The 14268-nt window shown below is 54.0% G+C and carries 12 protein-coding genes and 1 tRNA gene; 8 read left to right on the plus strand and 5 right to left on the minus strand.

Translation table 11 applies throughout. From position 1 onward, the window contains the following. Positions 1 to 485: 485 nt before the first annotated feature. Positions 486 to 983 (minus strand): hypothetical protein, encoded by a 498-nt coding sequence (locus tag AC27K1_RS02090; protein WP_487147934.1) that lies wholly within the window; start codon positions 981 to 983, stop codon positions 486 to 488. Positions 984 to 1311: 328 nt separating this feature from the next. Here AC27K1_RS02090 and AC27K1_RS02095 point away from each other — a divergent pair. The 5 genes from AC27K1_RS02095 to selD all read left to right on the plus strand — a co-directional run bounded on the left by AC27K1_RS02095 (position 1312) and on the right by selD (position 6093). Next, positions 1312 to 1403: transfer RNA gene (locus tag AC27K1_RS02095), tRNA-Sec, on the plus strand. Between the two features lie 51 nt (positions 1404 to 1454). Beyond that, positions 1455 to 2810 (plus strand): L-seryl-tRNA(Sec) selenium transferase, encoded by a 1356-nt coding sequence (gene selA, locus AC27K1_RS02100; protein ID WP_487147935.1) that lies wholly within the window; start codon positions 1455 to 1457, stop codon positions 2808 to 2810. Next, positions 2807 to 4609 (plus strand): selenocysteine-specific translation elongation factor, encoded by a 1803-nt coding sequence (gene selB, locus AC27K1_RS02105; RefSeq protein WP_487147937.1) that lies wholly within the window; start codon positions 2807 to 2809, stop codon positions 4607 to 4609. The genes selA and selB overlap by 4 nt, the downstream gene beginning before the upstream one ends. 2 nt (positions 4610 to 4611) lie before the next feature. Beyond that, positions 4612 to 5007, plus strand: a complete 396-nt coding sequence (locus AC27K1_RS02110; RefSeq protein ID WP_487147939.1) for a GrdX family protein — start codon at positions 4612 to 4614, stop codon at positions 5005 to 5007. Positions 5008 to 5010: 3 nt separating this feature from the next. Next, the gene (selD, locus tag AC27K1_RS02115) at positions 5011 to 6093 is read left to right on the plus strand and encodes a selenide, water dikinase SelD (RefSeq protein WP_487147941.1); all 1083 of its coding nucleotides are present in this window, start codon (positions 5011 to 5013) and stop codon (positions 6091 to 6093) included. 75 nt (positions 6094 to 6168) lie between these two features. Here the strand turns inward: selD and AC27K1_RS02120 are convergent, their stop codons facing one another. Next, a complete protein-coding gene (locus AC27K1_RS02120; RefSeq protein ID WP_487147942.1) occupies positions 6169 to 7113 on the minus strand; it encodes a LysR family transcriptional regulator in 945 nt (314 codons plus the stop codon). A 356-nt stretch (positions 7114 to 7469) separates the two neighbouring features. On the opposite strand from AC27K1_RS02120, the gene AC27K1_RS02125 reads away from it, so the two are divergent. After that, the gene (locus AC27K1_RS02125; protein ID WP_487147943.1) at positions 7470 to 9440 is read left to right on the plus strand and encodes a sensor histidine kinase; all 1971 of its coding nucleotides are present in this window, start codon (positions 7470 to 7472) and stop codon (positions 9438 to 9440) included. Beyond that, a complete protein-coding gene (locus AC27K1_RS02130; RefSeq protein WP_487147944.1) occupies positions 9415 to 9789 on the plus strand; it encodes a response regulator in 375 nt (124 codons plus the stop codon). The genes AC27K1_RS02125 and AC27K1_RS02130 overlap by 26 nt, the downstream gene beginning before the upstream one ends. Before the next feature lie 136 nt (positions 9790 to 9925). On the opposite strand, the gene AC27K1_RS02135 is transcribed toward AC27K1_RS02130, so the two are convergent. From AC27K1_RS02135 to ddaH, 3 genes are all read right to left on the minus strand, one after another. After that, on the minus strand, positions 9926 to 11521 hold the full coding sequence (locus tag AC27K1_RS02135) for an ABC-F family ATPase (protein WP_487147946.1): 1596 nt from the start codon (positions 11519 to 11521) through the stop codon (positions 9926 to 9928). A gap of 215 nt (positions 11522 to 11736) precedes the next feature. Further along, entirely contained in the window at positions 11737 to 13158 is a 1422-nt protein-coding gene (locus tag AC27K1_RS02140; protein WP_487147947.1) for a basic amino acid/polyamine antiporter, read from the minus strand. An 86-nt stretch (positions 13159 to 13244) separates the two neighbouring features. Continuing rightward, positions 13245 to 14006: a dimethylargininase gene (ddaH, locus tag AC27K1_RS02145; protein ID WP_487147948.1), complete on the minus strand. Its 762-nt coding sequence runs from the start codon at positions 14004 to 14006 to the stop codon at positions 13245 to 13247. On the opposite strand from ddaH, the gene AC27K1_RS02150 reads away from it, so the two are divergent. Beyond that, positions 14005 to 14229, plus strand: a complete 225-nt coding sequence (locus AC27K1_RS02150) for a hypothetical protein (protein WP_487147950.1) — start codon at positions 14005 to 14007, stop codon at positions 14227 to 14229. The two genes, ddaH and AC27K1_RS02150, sit on opposite strands and share 2 nt — an antisense overlap. Positions 14230 to 14268 lie beyond the last annotated feature (39 nt).

Below are 14268 nucleotides of genomic sequence, written 5' to 3' on the forward strand. Positions count from 1 at the left end.
GATATAAGACAGCAATTTGAGATTTGTCTACAGATAAGTGGTGAATAATAAATCATATAAAAACAATGGAATGTGGATTATTGCTAAAGTGATATCTCTTATTCAGGACGATGTTTCTTTATTTCGGTATTGGTTATATTGATGCGTTTGGAGAATGGAATTGCTGGATAATGGTGTTTTTTTGACGGTTTGTCACGTTGAAATAGTTTTGACGTCAGGTGCTGGTTAACTGTATTCGATCGGGTTCTTTTTTGATGGTGGGTATTTTGGTAGGTTCTCATGATGCTTATTCATCTTTAGCGAAACAAAGGTGATGTTTAGGTGGTATGTTTTAATGTTTGATTTGTAGTAAAGATGGTGGAAATGTATTGAAGTCAATATGCTAAATGCTAACTGGATGAGTGAAAAAAATAGATCAGTTCTAATTAGATAGTGATGCATCAGAAAATGCATCACTATCATTTTTATTTATTTATTTATTTAAGTTAGTTTGGGCTTGGCCAAGGGCACCTGTAATGATCGTCGGACTCGATGTAACCAAAGTCGGAGCCGAAGACGGGTTTGATAATATTGGTATTTGCCACCCGGAAGTATGTTTCCCCAAATAATGAAAAAAAATCTATTTTTGTGTTGCCTGTGCCAACAACATCAAAATAGTAACACCATAAATCAAAGAGAGGCCAAAAGTTGACAATGACCCGTGTGCCATAAGGGAGTGGAAGTTTTTTATTGTTACCCAGTGAGCCGATAACATGTGTCATCTCATCATACGATGATGAAGGGTAACCATAATGGATTTCTACATTACGGGATAAGCTGTATAAATTGTTGAAGGTCGCCAGCGCCACATCCGTATTTCTATTTTCTTTTATAAACTCATGATGGTCTGGCAGTGCCTGGCTGCTATAAATTACACTGATCAGCATTATGCTGTAAAAAAAAGCCAGTGCAGGCGTTGATCTCACTTTCGCGAAGATATTCATTACTAGCATACCTATCGGGTTATAGGTTCTGGTTTAATATTTGGCATCATGATGTCCTAATCGCGTATATGTCACTGCATATGACTGCACCAAAAGTAGAAGTAGGGAAATGCAGACGCAAGCAAAAAGTGGTCTGAATATTGGCTTTGCCCGCAATCGGTGAAGCCAGGCTGATGCGGTCGTCAGTGTGACGTTCAAAAACAGCGGGTCGTAGTGGAAAAGGTGAGAAAGTTGATATTGCTCAATAAAACCCTGCATCATGCTCTTGATTGCGGAAAACCGTAATAGGATTTCGTCAATCTGATCCAGATAATCCGTCCCGTACTCCGGAAGTGGATGGGATCTGGTGGTCCCCTTGGTCTTCAAAACCAATGTGAGCCGCGAAGGCTCTGGTAGGTTCGATTCCTGCTCCTTCCGCCACCGCTTTTCTTTCCTTCTTATTACACGCAAGACTGCGGGGTTGTTATAGCCATGAGCGCAAACCCGAAGGGAATCGTTCGCCTGCCGCAAGTGGAGCAGCTGCTCCAGGAACCGATCCTTGCCCCCTATATCCGTCAACTGAGTCGTCCGCTGGTTACCGATGTCGTGCGCCGTACACTGGCAGCCATACGACAAGAGGCTTCTTTCCGCACAGGCGGTATTTCCGATGAAGCGTTATATGCCCGGCTGGAAGACGACTGTCGTTTCCTGCTGAACCAGCGCCATGCCCGTGTGATCAATGCCACGGGAACTGTCGTGCATACCAACCTTGGACGTTCGCCGATTGATCCTGCGTTGTGGGACTCTGTTGCTGATGTGAACACGGGTTACTGCAATCTGGAGATCAAACTCTCGGATGGCAAGCGCGGCCAGCGCAAGGGCATTGTCAGTCAGTTGCTGAGCAGCCTGACCGGTGCCGAAGAAGGGATGGTGGTCAACAATAACGCCGCTTCCGTGTACCTGCTGTTAAATGAACTGGCCCGCGGTAAGGAAGTGATTGTTTCCCGTGGTGAACAGATTCAGATCGGCGGTGGATTCAGAATTCCCGATATTCTTGCCTTGTCTGGCGCAAAACTGGTTGAGGTCGGCACCACTAACATTACGACAGCTGATGACTATATCAATGCCGTCACAGAAAACACCGCGATGGTGTTGATGGTGCATTGTTCAAACTTCGTCGTGCGTGGTTTTACTGAATCCCCGGATATTCGTGAAGTTGCCCGTCGGTTGCCGGATCATGTGATCCTGGCGGTTGACCAGGGATCAGGACTGTCGACAGAGCGTTTTGCCGCGAATGAAACACCGTCGTCGCATTATATCCGTGCGGGCGCCGATCTTGTCTGTTTCTCAGGCGACAAGATTCTCGGTGGTCCCCAGGCAGGTATCATCTGCGGCCGGAAATCGCTGGTGCAGAAGCTGGAGAAAAATCCCCTGATGCGAGCCTTCCGTCCCGGTCGGATGGTGTATTCCCTGCTCGAAGAACTGCTGATTCGCAAACTCAACCGCGAATCGGAAGGGCAGGGCGTGGCAGAAAAGGCGGCGACCGGCCAGGTTGTCATCCAGGAGCGTGCTCAGCAGCTGGCGTCCGAACTGGGCGACAAAGTACGTTTGCTGCCCTCGGAAATGGTTGTGGGTGGCGGCACGTTGCCGGATGAATTTTTCCCGTCCTGGTCGCTGGAATTACAGAGCGATAAACCGGCTGACCAGATCCTTGCGGATCTGCGGGCCATGCCGTTGCCGGTGATTGGTGTGATCAGGAATGACCGTGTACAGCTGAACATGGCGGCGATTCTGCCCCGGGAAATCCCCGTGCTGACAGAACAACTCAGGAGTTACCTCGGCTTATGAAAGCGGTGATTGGCACAGCCGGCCATGTGGACCATGGCAAGACCGCCCTGATCAAGGCGCTGACCGGTATAACCACCGCCCGGCCGGTGGAGCAGGCACGGGGCATGACCCTGGATCTGGGTTTTGCCCACTTCGATGATGATGACGGTAATACCGTTGGGGTTATCGACGTACCTGGTCATGAACGTTTTATTCGCAACATGGTCGCCGGGGTCTGGAGCCTTGACCTGGTCTTGTTGGTGGTAGCGGCCGACGAAGGCTGGATGCCAATGACCACGGATCATTTGAAAGTGGCGCATGCCATGGGGATCCGTAATGTCATTCTCTGCATCAACAAGTCGGACACTGTAGACGCCGAAACACTGGCGCTGGTGGAAGAAGAAGCGCTGGAACACTGCCTTGCCATCACCGACGAAATACCGGAATCCATCACCGTCTCTGCCCTGACAGGGGATAATATCAACGCCCTGCGCAAGATGATTCTACGACAGTTGCGCCAGGTTGAGCGTCAGCCATTAGGCCATGCAGCTCACCTGTATATTGACCGGGTGTTCACGGTAAACGGCATTGGCACAGTAGTCACCGGCAGCCTTGCAGACGGTTCCCTGAAAGTGGGTGACCGGCTGAAGATGTACCCTTCCGGCAAGGATGTACAGGTCAGAACCCTGCAGTCGTATCACAAAAACCTGGATGAGGCTGAGCCGGTCTCCCGTGTCGCGGTCGGTCTGAAAGGCGTGACCCGAAAGGAACTGGAACGTGGCTGCTGTATCGCTGGGCGTGATGCCCTTTGCCAGGTCACAGATCGTCTGTTTGTTCGCCTTGAGGAAGGCGCGGATACCAGTCGCCGTAACCGGGAAGTGGAAGTTGCACTCGGTACCTGGAATGGACTGGCGCGACTGGTTTACATCAAGGACACCCGCCTTGCCCTGCTGAAACTGGATAAACCGGTTCCCTGTTTCTGGGGACAGTCCATGGCCATGATCCGCCATGGTGGCAGTGAACTGATTCACAGTGGCCATATTGTCTGGACCAGTGATGTGTCCATGCATCTGCGTAAACGACTGCAGGCGCTTTTGAATGACCTGCCGGAAGCGCTGGCGCCGTCTGCCCAGTTACGGCTCAGCCTTGACCTGAACGGTTATGCGCCGTTGGCGGCGGTAGCGGCGGGTGACGCCGTGATCAACAGCGACAATTACCTTGCGCTGGGTGACTGGCTGATCAGCCGTACGTTCAGTGATGCGTTACGTGAACGTATCCTGAAACTGCTGGATGGCGAAGGTATCGCCATGACGCTGGTAGAGCTCAGTACGCGGTTGTCAGTCAATGTCGCTGTGATGGAACAGGTACTGCTGGGTCTGAAAGACGAAGACAAAGTTCGTATGAGCAAGGATGCCTGGATGGCCGGTGGCGGTGCCTCCGAAGACGATCTGGGTCAGGATGGGCAACAGTTACTGGCCCGTATCCGTGCCTGCGGCAAGGACGGCCTTGAAGCGGATAAGGAAAAGATCGTCGGTGGCCAGAAACTGTTGCGGAACCTTGTGCGACTGGGGTTTGTTGTTGCGCTTGAAGGCAAGATCTATTACGCGACAGAACTCTACGAACAACTGTTGCGGGATGTTCTGGCGGGTCTGACCGAAGGTGAACGTTTCGGCATCAACCTGGCCCGTGAACGCACCGGGCTTAGCCGTAAATACATGATTCCCCTGTTGAACAAAATGGAACTGGATCGCTGGGTCCGGCGGGACGACAACGACCGTATCGTACTGAAACTGCCTGATGCTCAGGATAAGGCGGCATAACCATGGCAAAACAACTGCTGATCATCAGCAACAATCCCAAGGTGGCGTCCGATTTTGCGACGCTGAACCAGCAGGCCTGTGACAGCTATGAGCAGGTGCTGCACCAGGTTCGTAACCGGATACACGGCGGCGCCCGTTTGCTGACCCACCCGCTGGCGGGCAGTGTGAAACCCGGCGAGTCGCCTTACCGTTCCGTGGCGATTGATGACATTGAAGGCACGCTGGATATGCGCTCGCTGGAAGTCATTGAAAGTGCGATTGACCGTTTCAATACGATGACGGCAACACCACGGAACCGGTATTACGATGACAGAACGCTGGGCGATTTCCAGCTGATTGATTACCAGCTCCTGAAATCCGGCCTGGAAGCCATTGATCCCGCCCTGGTGAGAGTGTGACGTATGAGTGACAACAACGCCGATCTCCGTCCGGTCCGGGCGGATGAAACCACGGAGAAGGTGCGCCTGACCCGTTACTCCCATGGCGGTGGCTGAGGCTGCAAAATTTCTCCCAGGGTCCTGGGAACGATGCTTGAAGGGTTGTCCGATAATACCGGACACCCGTCGTTGCTGGTGGGCAACGATACCGCGGACGACGCCGCGGTTTATGCGCTGGATAACGGTGAAGCCATTATCAGCACCACTGACTTTTTCATGCCGATTGTCGATGATCCCTACGACTTCGGACGAATAGCGGCAGCCAATGCCATCAGCGATGTGTACGCGATGGGCGGAACGCCGATGATGGCGCTTGCCATTCTGGGCTGGCCAGTCAATACGTTGCCGCCGGAAGTGGCCCGTGAAGTCTTGCGCGGTGGTCGTGATGCGTGTCGCGATGCCGGCATGCCGCTGGCGGGTGGACACAGCATTGATGCGCCGGAACCGATCTTCGGTTTATCCGTCAATGGCCGTGTGCCGGTTGATCGCCTGAAGCGTAACAGTGACGCGAAAGCCGGTGACCGACTGTACCTGACCAAGCCATTGGGTATCGGTATTCTGTCGACGGCAATCAAGAAAGGGCATTGCCTGCCAGAGCATGAACGTCTGGTGACGGAAACCATGTGTTGCCTGAACAAACCGGGTGCGGCGTTTGCGGCGCTCGAGGGTGTGACGGCGATGACCGATGTCACAGGCTTTGGGTTGCTGGGGCACCTTCTGGAGATGTGTGAAGGCAGTGGCCTGGGTGCTGTTGTCTACTGTGATGCCGTGCCATTGTTGCCGGATGTGGACCGCTACCTGGCACTGGGCTGTGCACCGGGTGGCAGCCAGCGCAACTACGACAGTTATGGTGAGCGTATTGCGCCGATGGCAGAAAGGGATATCAAAATCCTGCTCGATCCCCAGACCAGTGGTGGTTTGCTGGTTGCGGTCAGCCCCGATGCCGAGCAGGCATTTCTGGCTACGGCTCGTGAGGAAGGGCTTGTTCTGGAAACCATCGGTCATTTTCATGCTGACCCGGCACCGGCTGCGATTACCCTCCGTTAACAGGACTTGATCTGATCGATGAACAACCTGCCTTGTCCCGGGCAGGTTGTTCATTGATCCTCTCTTTCTTTTCACTCACGCATTCTGTCCGATAGCATGGCGGGTTCCTGTTGATGGATGATGCTGATCCAACAGTGACCTGAACAACTGTATAAACTGCCTGAGCACGAGCGTATCCGGCTGTTTCCTGGCCGTGACCAGGTCAAAGGTTGAATAGCGGACACAGGTGTCGGGATGCAGCACTTTCAAGTCGCCATTCTCCAGCCATTTCCGGGCATAGTGTTCAGGCAGGAAGCCGATATAGCCGCCGGTCAGAATTAATGTCACCAGCGCTTCAATATTATTGGCATAGGCGTTTCGGGCGCCATTGCCGATATACTTCTGGTCGTTGTCGTACATATAGCTGCGCAGGACTGCCGGACATTCCGCCAGGTCATACAGTGACGGTGTTTCAAAATAAAACGGATGACTGCTGGCGCAGTAGAGGCAATGTTTTTCCCGGTAAAGTGGCGTATGGTTCAATCCGCTATGGGCGACAGGAAAGAGGCCGATAGCCAGGTGGAGTTTTCCCTGGACGACATCAGCGACCAGGTGCTCAGGCGAGTCCACGGAAATATGGATGTTGACGTCACCGCCGAGCTTACTGAATTCCCGGATCGCGGTTGTCAGCGGCATAGTGCGATCGGTGATGGTGTTATCGACGACACCGATGCTGAGATCGCCTGACAATACATGGTTGATGGTGCCGACTTCCTGGCGAAACATTTCCACTGCGGCCAGTAATCGCTCCGCTGCACTGAATACCGCGGTTCCTTCCCTGGTCAGCGCAAACCCCCCGCGCCCTCGCTGACACAGCACCAGGCCTAACCGGTCTTCGAGCTGGCTCATCTGGTGACTGATGGTCGACTGACTCATGTTCAACTGCGTCTGGGCCGAAGAAAACCCGCCGCAACGGACAATGGCCGTAAACAGCCGCAGCAGTTTGATATCGACATCATAAATCTGGTGCAAATGTGTCATGGGCAATGTTGAATGTGTGCTCGTGTTCGTCGGCGCTGTTATAGCATTCCTTCCTGGCGCCCCTTTTTGCATTGCATCAATAAAAGCCTGTATCCACATTTTTTATTGCGACAGGTCCTATTCCAGCGGTTTGATTTCCATAGGTTGACTTTATCAGGCGGGCATTGCTGATTATTTAGGAAAGATTAACACCCCGCCGGATTTGCCATTTTTGTTATTTCACCAGGGTGTGTCATAGCGATAAGGCAGGATGACTGGATTTGTGCCCTCTGCGGATCGCTTGAATCCGTAATGAATAACCAGATGAACTATGTTGAATAGATTGGAGTACTGATAATACCGGACGACTTCCAGGGATGATTAAGTTCTTCAAACCGTTCCTGCATACGCTGACCATAACGTCAAAATTTTCGCTGGTGACCGGCGTTTCCGTTTTCCTGGCGACGCTGGTGCTGGGCGCCTTGCTGTTTCGCAGTTCGGCGCATATCCTGGTTGAGCAGGCGGAGTCCAGTCTTGACCTGGAAGCCCGGATGGCCAGCATGGTGCTGGTGGAGGAGATTGACAACCTCATCAATGACGCGGTGTTCCTGGGGCGGCTGGAGCCTGTTCACACGGTGTTGTCGGCTGTATCCCCCGCGGATCCACAGGGCAGGCGGGCTGCCCATGACAGAAAACACCTCGAAGACATTCTGCTGCAATTCGCCCTTTCCCGGCCCCATTACTACAAGGTGCGGTTGATTGGCGTGGCCAACGGGGGAGAGGAGATTGTCTCGATGGAGCGGCGCCAGGAAAGGATAGACAACCTCTCGGAACAGGAACTTCAGAACAAGTCGCACCGCCTCTATTACAAGCATTCACTCACGCTGGCCCCGGGGGAGGTTTATCTCTCTGATATTACCCTGAACCGTGAATACGGGTTGGTTTCCAGGCCGTACAGGCCGGTGATGCGGGTGTCCAGCCCCGTTTACGTTAAGGGAGAACTCCGGGGACTGGTGGTGATCAGCATGGCGTTCCAGCCGACATTTGAGCGTATCATTGCCAACTCCCTGCCCCATGCAGATATCTACCTGACCAATGCCCGGGGCGATATCCTGTTGAACCCGGACGGCTCGCTCAATTTTGCCTTTGAATTCAACCAACAGTCGAACATGGCCGACCATGTGCCCGAGGAACTGTGGTGGGAATCGACGGTGTTTGACGCTAAGGAAGATCATCACTTTCATTCCAGCGGGGAGGACTGGCTGTTCCGGATGAAACTGGCCCGGTTTGATCCCGGGGACAGCGGGCGGTTTATCCGCGTGTTCCTGCTGTCGTCCGAGCGGATGATGCTGGCGGACTCCATGGGCGTGTTGTATCAGACCCTGGTCTTCCTGTCGTTGCTGGTGGTGGCCTGCATGGCGATTGTCGGCCTCTGGGCGCATCGTATCCTCAACCCGCTGGAGGACGTGATCAAGGCCTCGGAGGCCCTGGCCACCGGCAGCTACTCCGCGGTGCTGCCGGTGAAGCGCCAGGACGAGATCGGCAAACTGGCCCGGGCCTTCGACGCCATGCGTACGCAGCTCAAGAAAAAAGAATTCGCTATCCTGCAGAACCAGGCCAAGGCGATGATTTCAGCCAAGAAAGCGGCGCTGGGCGATATGGCCAGCGGCATGGCCCACGAGATCAACAGCCCGATACAGGCCATCAGGCTCAGCGCCGAGCGACTGACCCGCAAGATGCGCAAGGGGGGGCTGGAGGAAAAAGACATTGACTCCCTGGACAAGATCCAGTCATCGGTGCAGCGGGTTTCCGGGATCATCAACAGCATCAGCAAGCTGTCGCGCCACAGTCACCATGAAGAGTTCAAGCGTTGCCAGGTCAGGGATTTTGTCACGGACGCCACTGGCCTGGTCAACGAAAAATTCCAGGTCAACGGTATTGGTTTCGAGGTGGACTTCCAGGACGACACCGGCTCCACCGAGATTGACTGCCAGCGGCTCCACCTGTCGCGGGTCATTGTCAATCTCCTGAATAACGCCTTTGACGCGGTCAGCGAACTGGATGACAAATGGATTCGCATCCAGGTGAACCAGTCCGACAAGCAGGTGGCATTGCGGGTGATCGATTCCGGTTCCGGTATTCCCGGGAAAATTGTCCAGCGGATATTCGACCCCATGTATACCACCAAGGATATCGGCAAGGGCACCGGACTCGGGCTCAGCATTTCCCAGACCATTATTCGTGGGCACGGCGGCGTCCTCAGGGTGGATACCCAATGCCCCAATACCTGTTTCATCCTGACATTGAGCAAGGAGCATAACGATGGCCAAGGCGATCCTGGTAGTTGATGATGTGAGTGAACTCCGTGAAGAGCTGGCACTCTGCCTGGAAGATGAAGGTTTCCGGGTGTACCAGGCGGGCAACGGTATTGAGGCGCTGGAAGTACTGGCGCAGCAGGACGATGTCGGTACCGTGATTACCGATATCCTCATGCCCAAAATGGATGGCATGGAGTTATGCGAGGAATTACGGAAAAACCGGCCCGAGCTGAAAATCGTGGCGATATCAGGCGGTGGCAAGGTATCCGAGGAAAACCATAACCTGGTCGGTTCTTATCTGCGTAAAGCGCAGCGTGAAGGTGCAGATGTTATCCTGGAAAAGCCGTTCGCGTTTGATGATTTGCTGGATCTGCTTTGATCCGGTTAGGCAGACGTGTCACTGACAGGGTTTGGTTTGATCTCGCTAAAGAGAGAATAATGTCGGCGTAATCAAGGCGAGAGGGACTCCCGCCTTCAATACAACGTGTCTCGTGAGCTATTTACATGTCTGCTAATCAGCCGGTGACATCCAGGCTACGCAGGTAATCATCATAGCTGCCATGGAAGTCAGTAATGCCGTTTTCCGTGATCTCGATGATCCGCGTCGCCAGGGAGGACACAAACTGCCGGTCATGGCTGACAAAGATCAGCGTACCCTCGTAATTCTCCAGCGCCAGGTTCAGTGCTTCGATGGATTCCATGTCCATGTGGTTGGTGGGTTCGTCCATCAGCAGGATGTTGGGCTGCTGCATCATCAGCTTGCCGAACAGCATCCGTCCCTGCTCACCACCGGAAATGACGCGGGTGGATTTCTTGATGTCGTTCTGGGAGAACAGCATCCGGCCCAGGAAGCTGCGGGTAAACTGCTCATCGTTACCGGCCGGCTTCCATTGGTCCATCCAGTCATACAGGTTCATGTCGGTTTCAAAGTCTGCGCTGTGATCCTGGGCGTAGTAACCGATGTTGGCGTTTTCCGACCATTTCACTTCGCCTGACTTCGGCGCCATTGCACCTGCCAGCGTATTCATGAAGGTGCTCTTGCCGATACCGTTCTGGCCAATCACTGCAATACGTTCGCCGACGTCTACCAGCAACTTGACGCCGGAGAACAGTAACTCGTCACCATAGCCCTGTGACAGGTTGGTCACCTCCAGCGCCTGGCGGAACAGTTTTTTCTCCTGCTCAAACCGGATAAACGGACTCTGTCGGCTGGAAGGCTTGATTTCATCCAGCTTGATCTTGTCGATCTGGCGGGCGCGAGAGGTCGCCTGCTTCGCCTTGGAGGCATTGGCGGAGAAGCGGCTGACAAAGGTCTGCAGTTCGGCAATCTGGGCTTTCTTGCGGGCATTGTCGGCCTGCAGGCGTTCACGGGCCTGGGTGGCGGCGGTCATGTATTCATCATAGGAGCCGGGGTAGACGCGCAGTTCACCGTAATCCAGGTCGGCCATATGGGTGCAGACGCTGTTCAGGAAGTGGCGGTCGTGGGAGATGATGATCATGGTGCAGTCACGCTGGCTCAGCACGCCTTCCAGCCAGCGAATGGCGTTGATATCCAGGTTGTTGGTCGGTTCGTCCAGCAACATGATATCCGGATCGGCAAACAGCACCTGTGCCAGCAGAACCCGCAGTTTCCAGCCGGGAGCGACGGCGCTCATCAAGCCGAAATGCTGTTCGGTGGGAATGCCGACACCCAGCAGCAGTTCACCGGCACGGGCTTCGGCCGAGTAACCGTCCATTTCCGCGAACTGGACTTCCAGGTCGGCCACGCGCATACCGTCTTCTTCGGTCATCTCCGGCAGGGAATAGATACGGTCGCGTTCCTGCTTGACCTTCCAGAGCTCGGCATGACCCATGATGACCGTATCAATCACGGTGTGCTGTTCGTAGGCAAACTGATCCTGGTTCAGTTTAGCGACGCGGTCGTTCGGATCCTTGCTGATCGTACCGGAGGAAGGCTCAAGCTCACGGCTCAGGATTTTCATCAGTGTGGATTTGCCGCAGCCGTTGGCGCCAATCAGGCCGTAGCGGTTGCCGTCACCAAACTTGACGGAGATGTCTTCGAACAGGGGCTTGTCCCCGAACTGCATGGTGATATTGGCGGTGGTAATCAATGTGTCGTCCCGGTTCCGGTCAGCAGGTAAAAAAGGGTTTGCAGACTACAGGGCTGAACCCCGTTCAACAATTGTTATTTTTGCTGCAATTTTTTTAACTGTAGAGTCTGGGAATGAACATAACAAACAGGACAGTCAGACTGACAAGATATGTTTGCCAGTCTGACAGGGCGTGAATAACAAAGAAGACTCGATGATTTTTCAGGTTTAGAACATCAGATTACCAGTTCTCCGACGTTTAATAGATAGAGTGCCGAGATCCCTAACACGACCACCAAAACCGCACCGGTGGTCTCCAGCGGTGAGGCAAACAGTTTTTCACCCCGTTCATGCCGTGCTTTCAGATAAAACGGTGCACCTATCATATAAAGGATCATTGATAGCAGAAGGAATTCCGTACCGCCGGCGTAGATCAACCAGGCGCCATACAGTGTTCCCAGCGCCGTTAAACCAATCAGCGTGATGGAGCGAACTTCGGCCTTGAGCGCCATTTTCAATCCGAACGCCGCGCAGAGCAGGTAAGGAATCAGCGCCATGGATGAAGCCAGCTGGATCAGCAGGTTGTAACCGGCGCCGTTGAAATGGTTAATGATCAGGAACAGTGAAATCAGGGAGTTGGTCAGCCACATGGTGTTGGCGGGTGTGCCATGGCTGTTGAGACGGCCAAAAAAGGCGGGCGCCGTATTCTGTTTTCCCCGTGCCGCGAGGTACAGCATTTCGGATGAGATCAGGCTCCAGGCCAACAATGCACCACTGACCGATATGATCAGACCCAGGTTGATCAGTACGCTGCCCCACGGGCCAACAGCCCGTTCCATTACCTCCGCCATGGAAGGGTTGCGCATGGTGGCCAGTTCCGCCTGGGGCACAACCCCAAGAGAGAGTACTGACACGCAGACCAGCAGCGAGATGGTAATGAAAAAGCCCAGCAGTGTCGCCTGGCTGACGACCTTCATGTCGCGCGCACGGCTGGCATATACTGTCGCAGATTCAATGCCCAGGAACACCCAGACGGTATAAAGCATGGTGTTCTTGACCTGGTCGGTAATGCTGCCGAGTGCATCATTACCCCAGAAGTCCATCTGGAATGTTTCCACCTTGAACGCCAGCATGACACACAGGACGAACAAACCGATCGGCACAATCTTGGCCAGGGTCACAATGATGTTCAGAATGGCCGCTGACCGGATGCCTCGCAGCACAAAACAGTGCAGTGTCCAGAGAACGGCAAGTCCGCACAGCATGGCAGGCAGTGTGCTGCCTTCCCCAAAGAAGCCCAGGGATGAGAAGGAACCGAGTGCGCTGAACAACAGCACCAGGTAACCGACATTGCCAACCCAGACAGAGATCCAGTAGCCCCAGGCCGCGTTGAACCCCAGGTAATCACCAAAGCCGGTGCGGGCATAACCGTAAACACCGTCGTTAATATCCGGACGGTTCAGGGAGAGCCATTGGAAGATACGCGTCAGTGCCAGCATACCGATAAAGGTAATGACCCACGCGATAACGATAGGGCCGGCGCCTGCCCCTTCCGCCATATTCTGTGGCAGGCTGAAAATGCCGCTGCCGACCACTGCGCCGACCACCAGGGCGGTCATGGCGACAACGCCCAGTTTTTTCTCATGCCCCTGCGTCATTGTGTACTCCGTGTCTGCCTTTGGGTAAGGGCGGGAACAGGGATGCACGGGCATCCCTGTTGCGGGTGTGAACCACCGGGGATGATTCAGAAACGCAGAGACATGCAGCTCACACCGCCGTCTACCTTGCGGTATTCGGAGGTGTCCAGTTCAATCACTTCGTATCCCAGTGCGGCAATCTTGTCGCGGGTGTTGGGGTAGCCGGATGGCATGATGACCTTGCCGTTGACCCAGATGCAGTTGGCGGCGTAGGACTCTTCGACCGGCACCTCGATAATGTTGTATTTCTGGAATTCGGGCTTGGTGACAAACTCGCCAGCCGCCAGCAGGTTGTTGTTTTCCAGGTAGGCCAGGCCGGTTTTCAGGTGCAGGACTTCTTCGAGGGTGACGATGGAGCCGGTCATGCCATATTTTTCCAGGATGGCGATCAGCTGTTGCGCCCCTTCTTCATTGGTGCGTGCGGACTTGCCAATGTAGTAATGGCTGCCGACCATCATCACATCGCCGGCATCCAGCGTGCCGGGTTCAACGATGCGTTCAACATTCTTGTAAAAACGGTGCAGAACCGGGGCAATCAGTTCGGCTTCCTGACGACGGCTGTCTGCGCCCGGGCGGGTGACAATGGCGCAGTGCGGTGTACAGAGTGCGGGGTCTTCAACAAACACAGAATCGGGAAAGTCTTCAGCCGGCGGGAGAATGGTGATGTCAACGCCGCAGGTTTGCAGGGCCTGGATATAGGTGTTGTGCTGCGCCAGCGCCCTGGCGTAATCGGGCTTGCCCAGGTTAGCTTCACTCAGGCCGTCAACCAATGCACGACAGGGGGTACGGGCGATGATGTGCTTGAACATGAACTGCTACCTTTTTCGTCGTTATATCTACGCTTCCTTCTCTAACAACATGCGTGCCAAGCCGGTGCCGGTGACTGTTGATGCAGATCATGAAAAAGGTGCTGTTTATCCGGTTTTTCGCTGTTTTTTCTGGAGGCCGGGGGTGTTTTCAGCAATGATTGCCGCCGGTTTTGTCCGTTTTTCGACAGGGGTCGAAAATACGACAGATGAATTTGCCTGCTGATACAGGGTATTGATCAAGACCTGTCGAAAAAACGATAAA

The sequence above is a fragment of the Kistimonas ophiarachnellae genome, from assembly GCF_057552235.1.

Bases quoted from the DNA above. Each gene is read 5' to 3' on its own strand.
- AC27K1_RS02090 (WP_487147934.1), bottom strand. From the start codon at position 983: ATGAATATCTTCGCGAAAGTGAGATCAACGCCTGCACTGGCTTTTTTT.
- selA (WP_487147935.1), top strand. From the start codon at position 1,455: ATGAGCGCAAACCCGAAGGGAATCGTTCGCCTGCCGCAAGTGGAGCAG.
- selB (WP_487147937.1), top strand. From the start codon at position 2,807: ATGAAAGCGGTGATTGGCACAGCCGGCCATGTGGACCATGGCAAGACC.
- AC27K1_RS02110 (WP_487147939.1), top strand. From the start codon at position 4,612: ATGGCAAAACAACTGCTGATCATCAGCAACAATCCCAAGGTGGCGTCC.
- AC27K1_RS02120 (WP_487147942.1), bottom strand. From the start codon at position 7,113: ATGACACATTTGCACCAGATTTATGATGTCGATATCAAACTGCTGCGG.
- AC27K1_RS02125 (WP_487147943.1), top strand. From the start codon at position 7,470: ATGATTAAGTTCTTCAAACCGTTCCTGCATACGCTGACCATAACGTCA.
- AC27K1_RS02130 (WP_487147944.1), top strand. From the start codon at position 9,415: ATGGCCAAGGCGATCCTGGTAGTTGATGATGTGAGTGAACTCCGTGAA.
- AC27K1_RS02140 (WP_487147947.1), bottom strand. From the start codon at position 13,158: ATGACGCAGGGGCATGAGAAAAAACTGGGCGTTGTCGCCATGACCGCC.
- AC27K1_RS02150 (WP_487147950.1), top strand. From the start codon at position 14,005: ATGAACTGCTACCTTTTTCGTCGTTATATCTACGCTTCCTTCTCTAAC.
- ddaH (WP_487147948.1), bottom strand. From the start codon at position 14,006: ATGTTCAAGCACATCATCGCCCGTACCCCCTGTCGTGCATTGGTTGAC.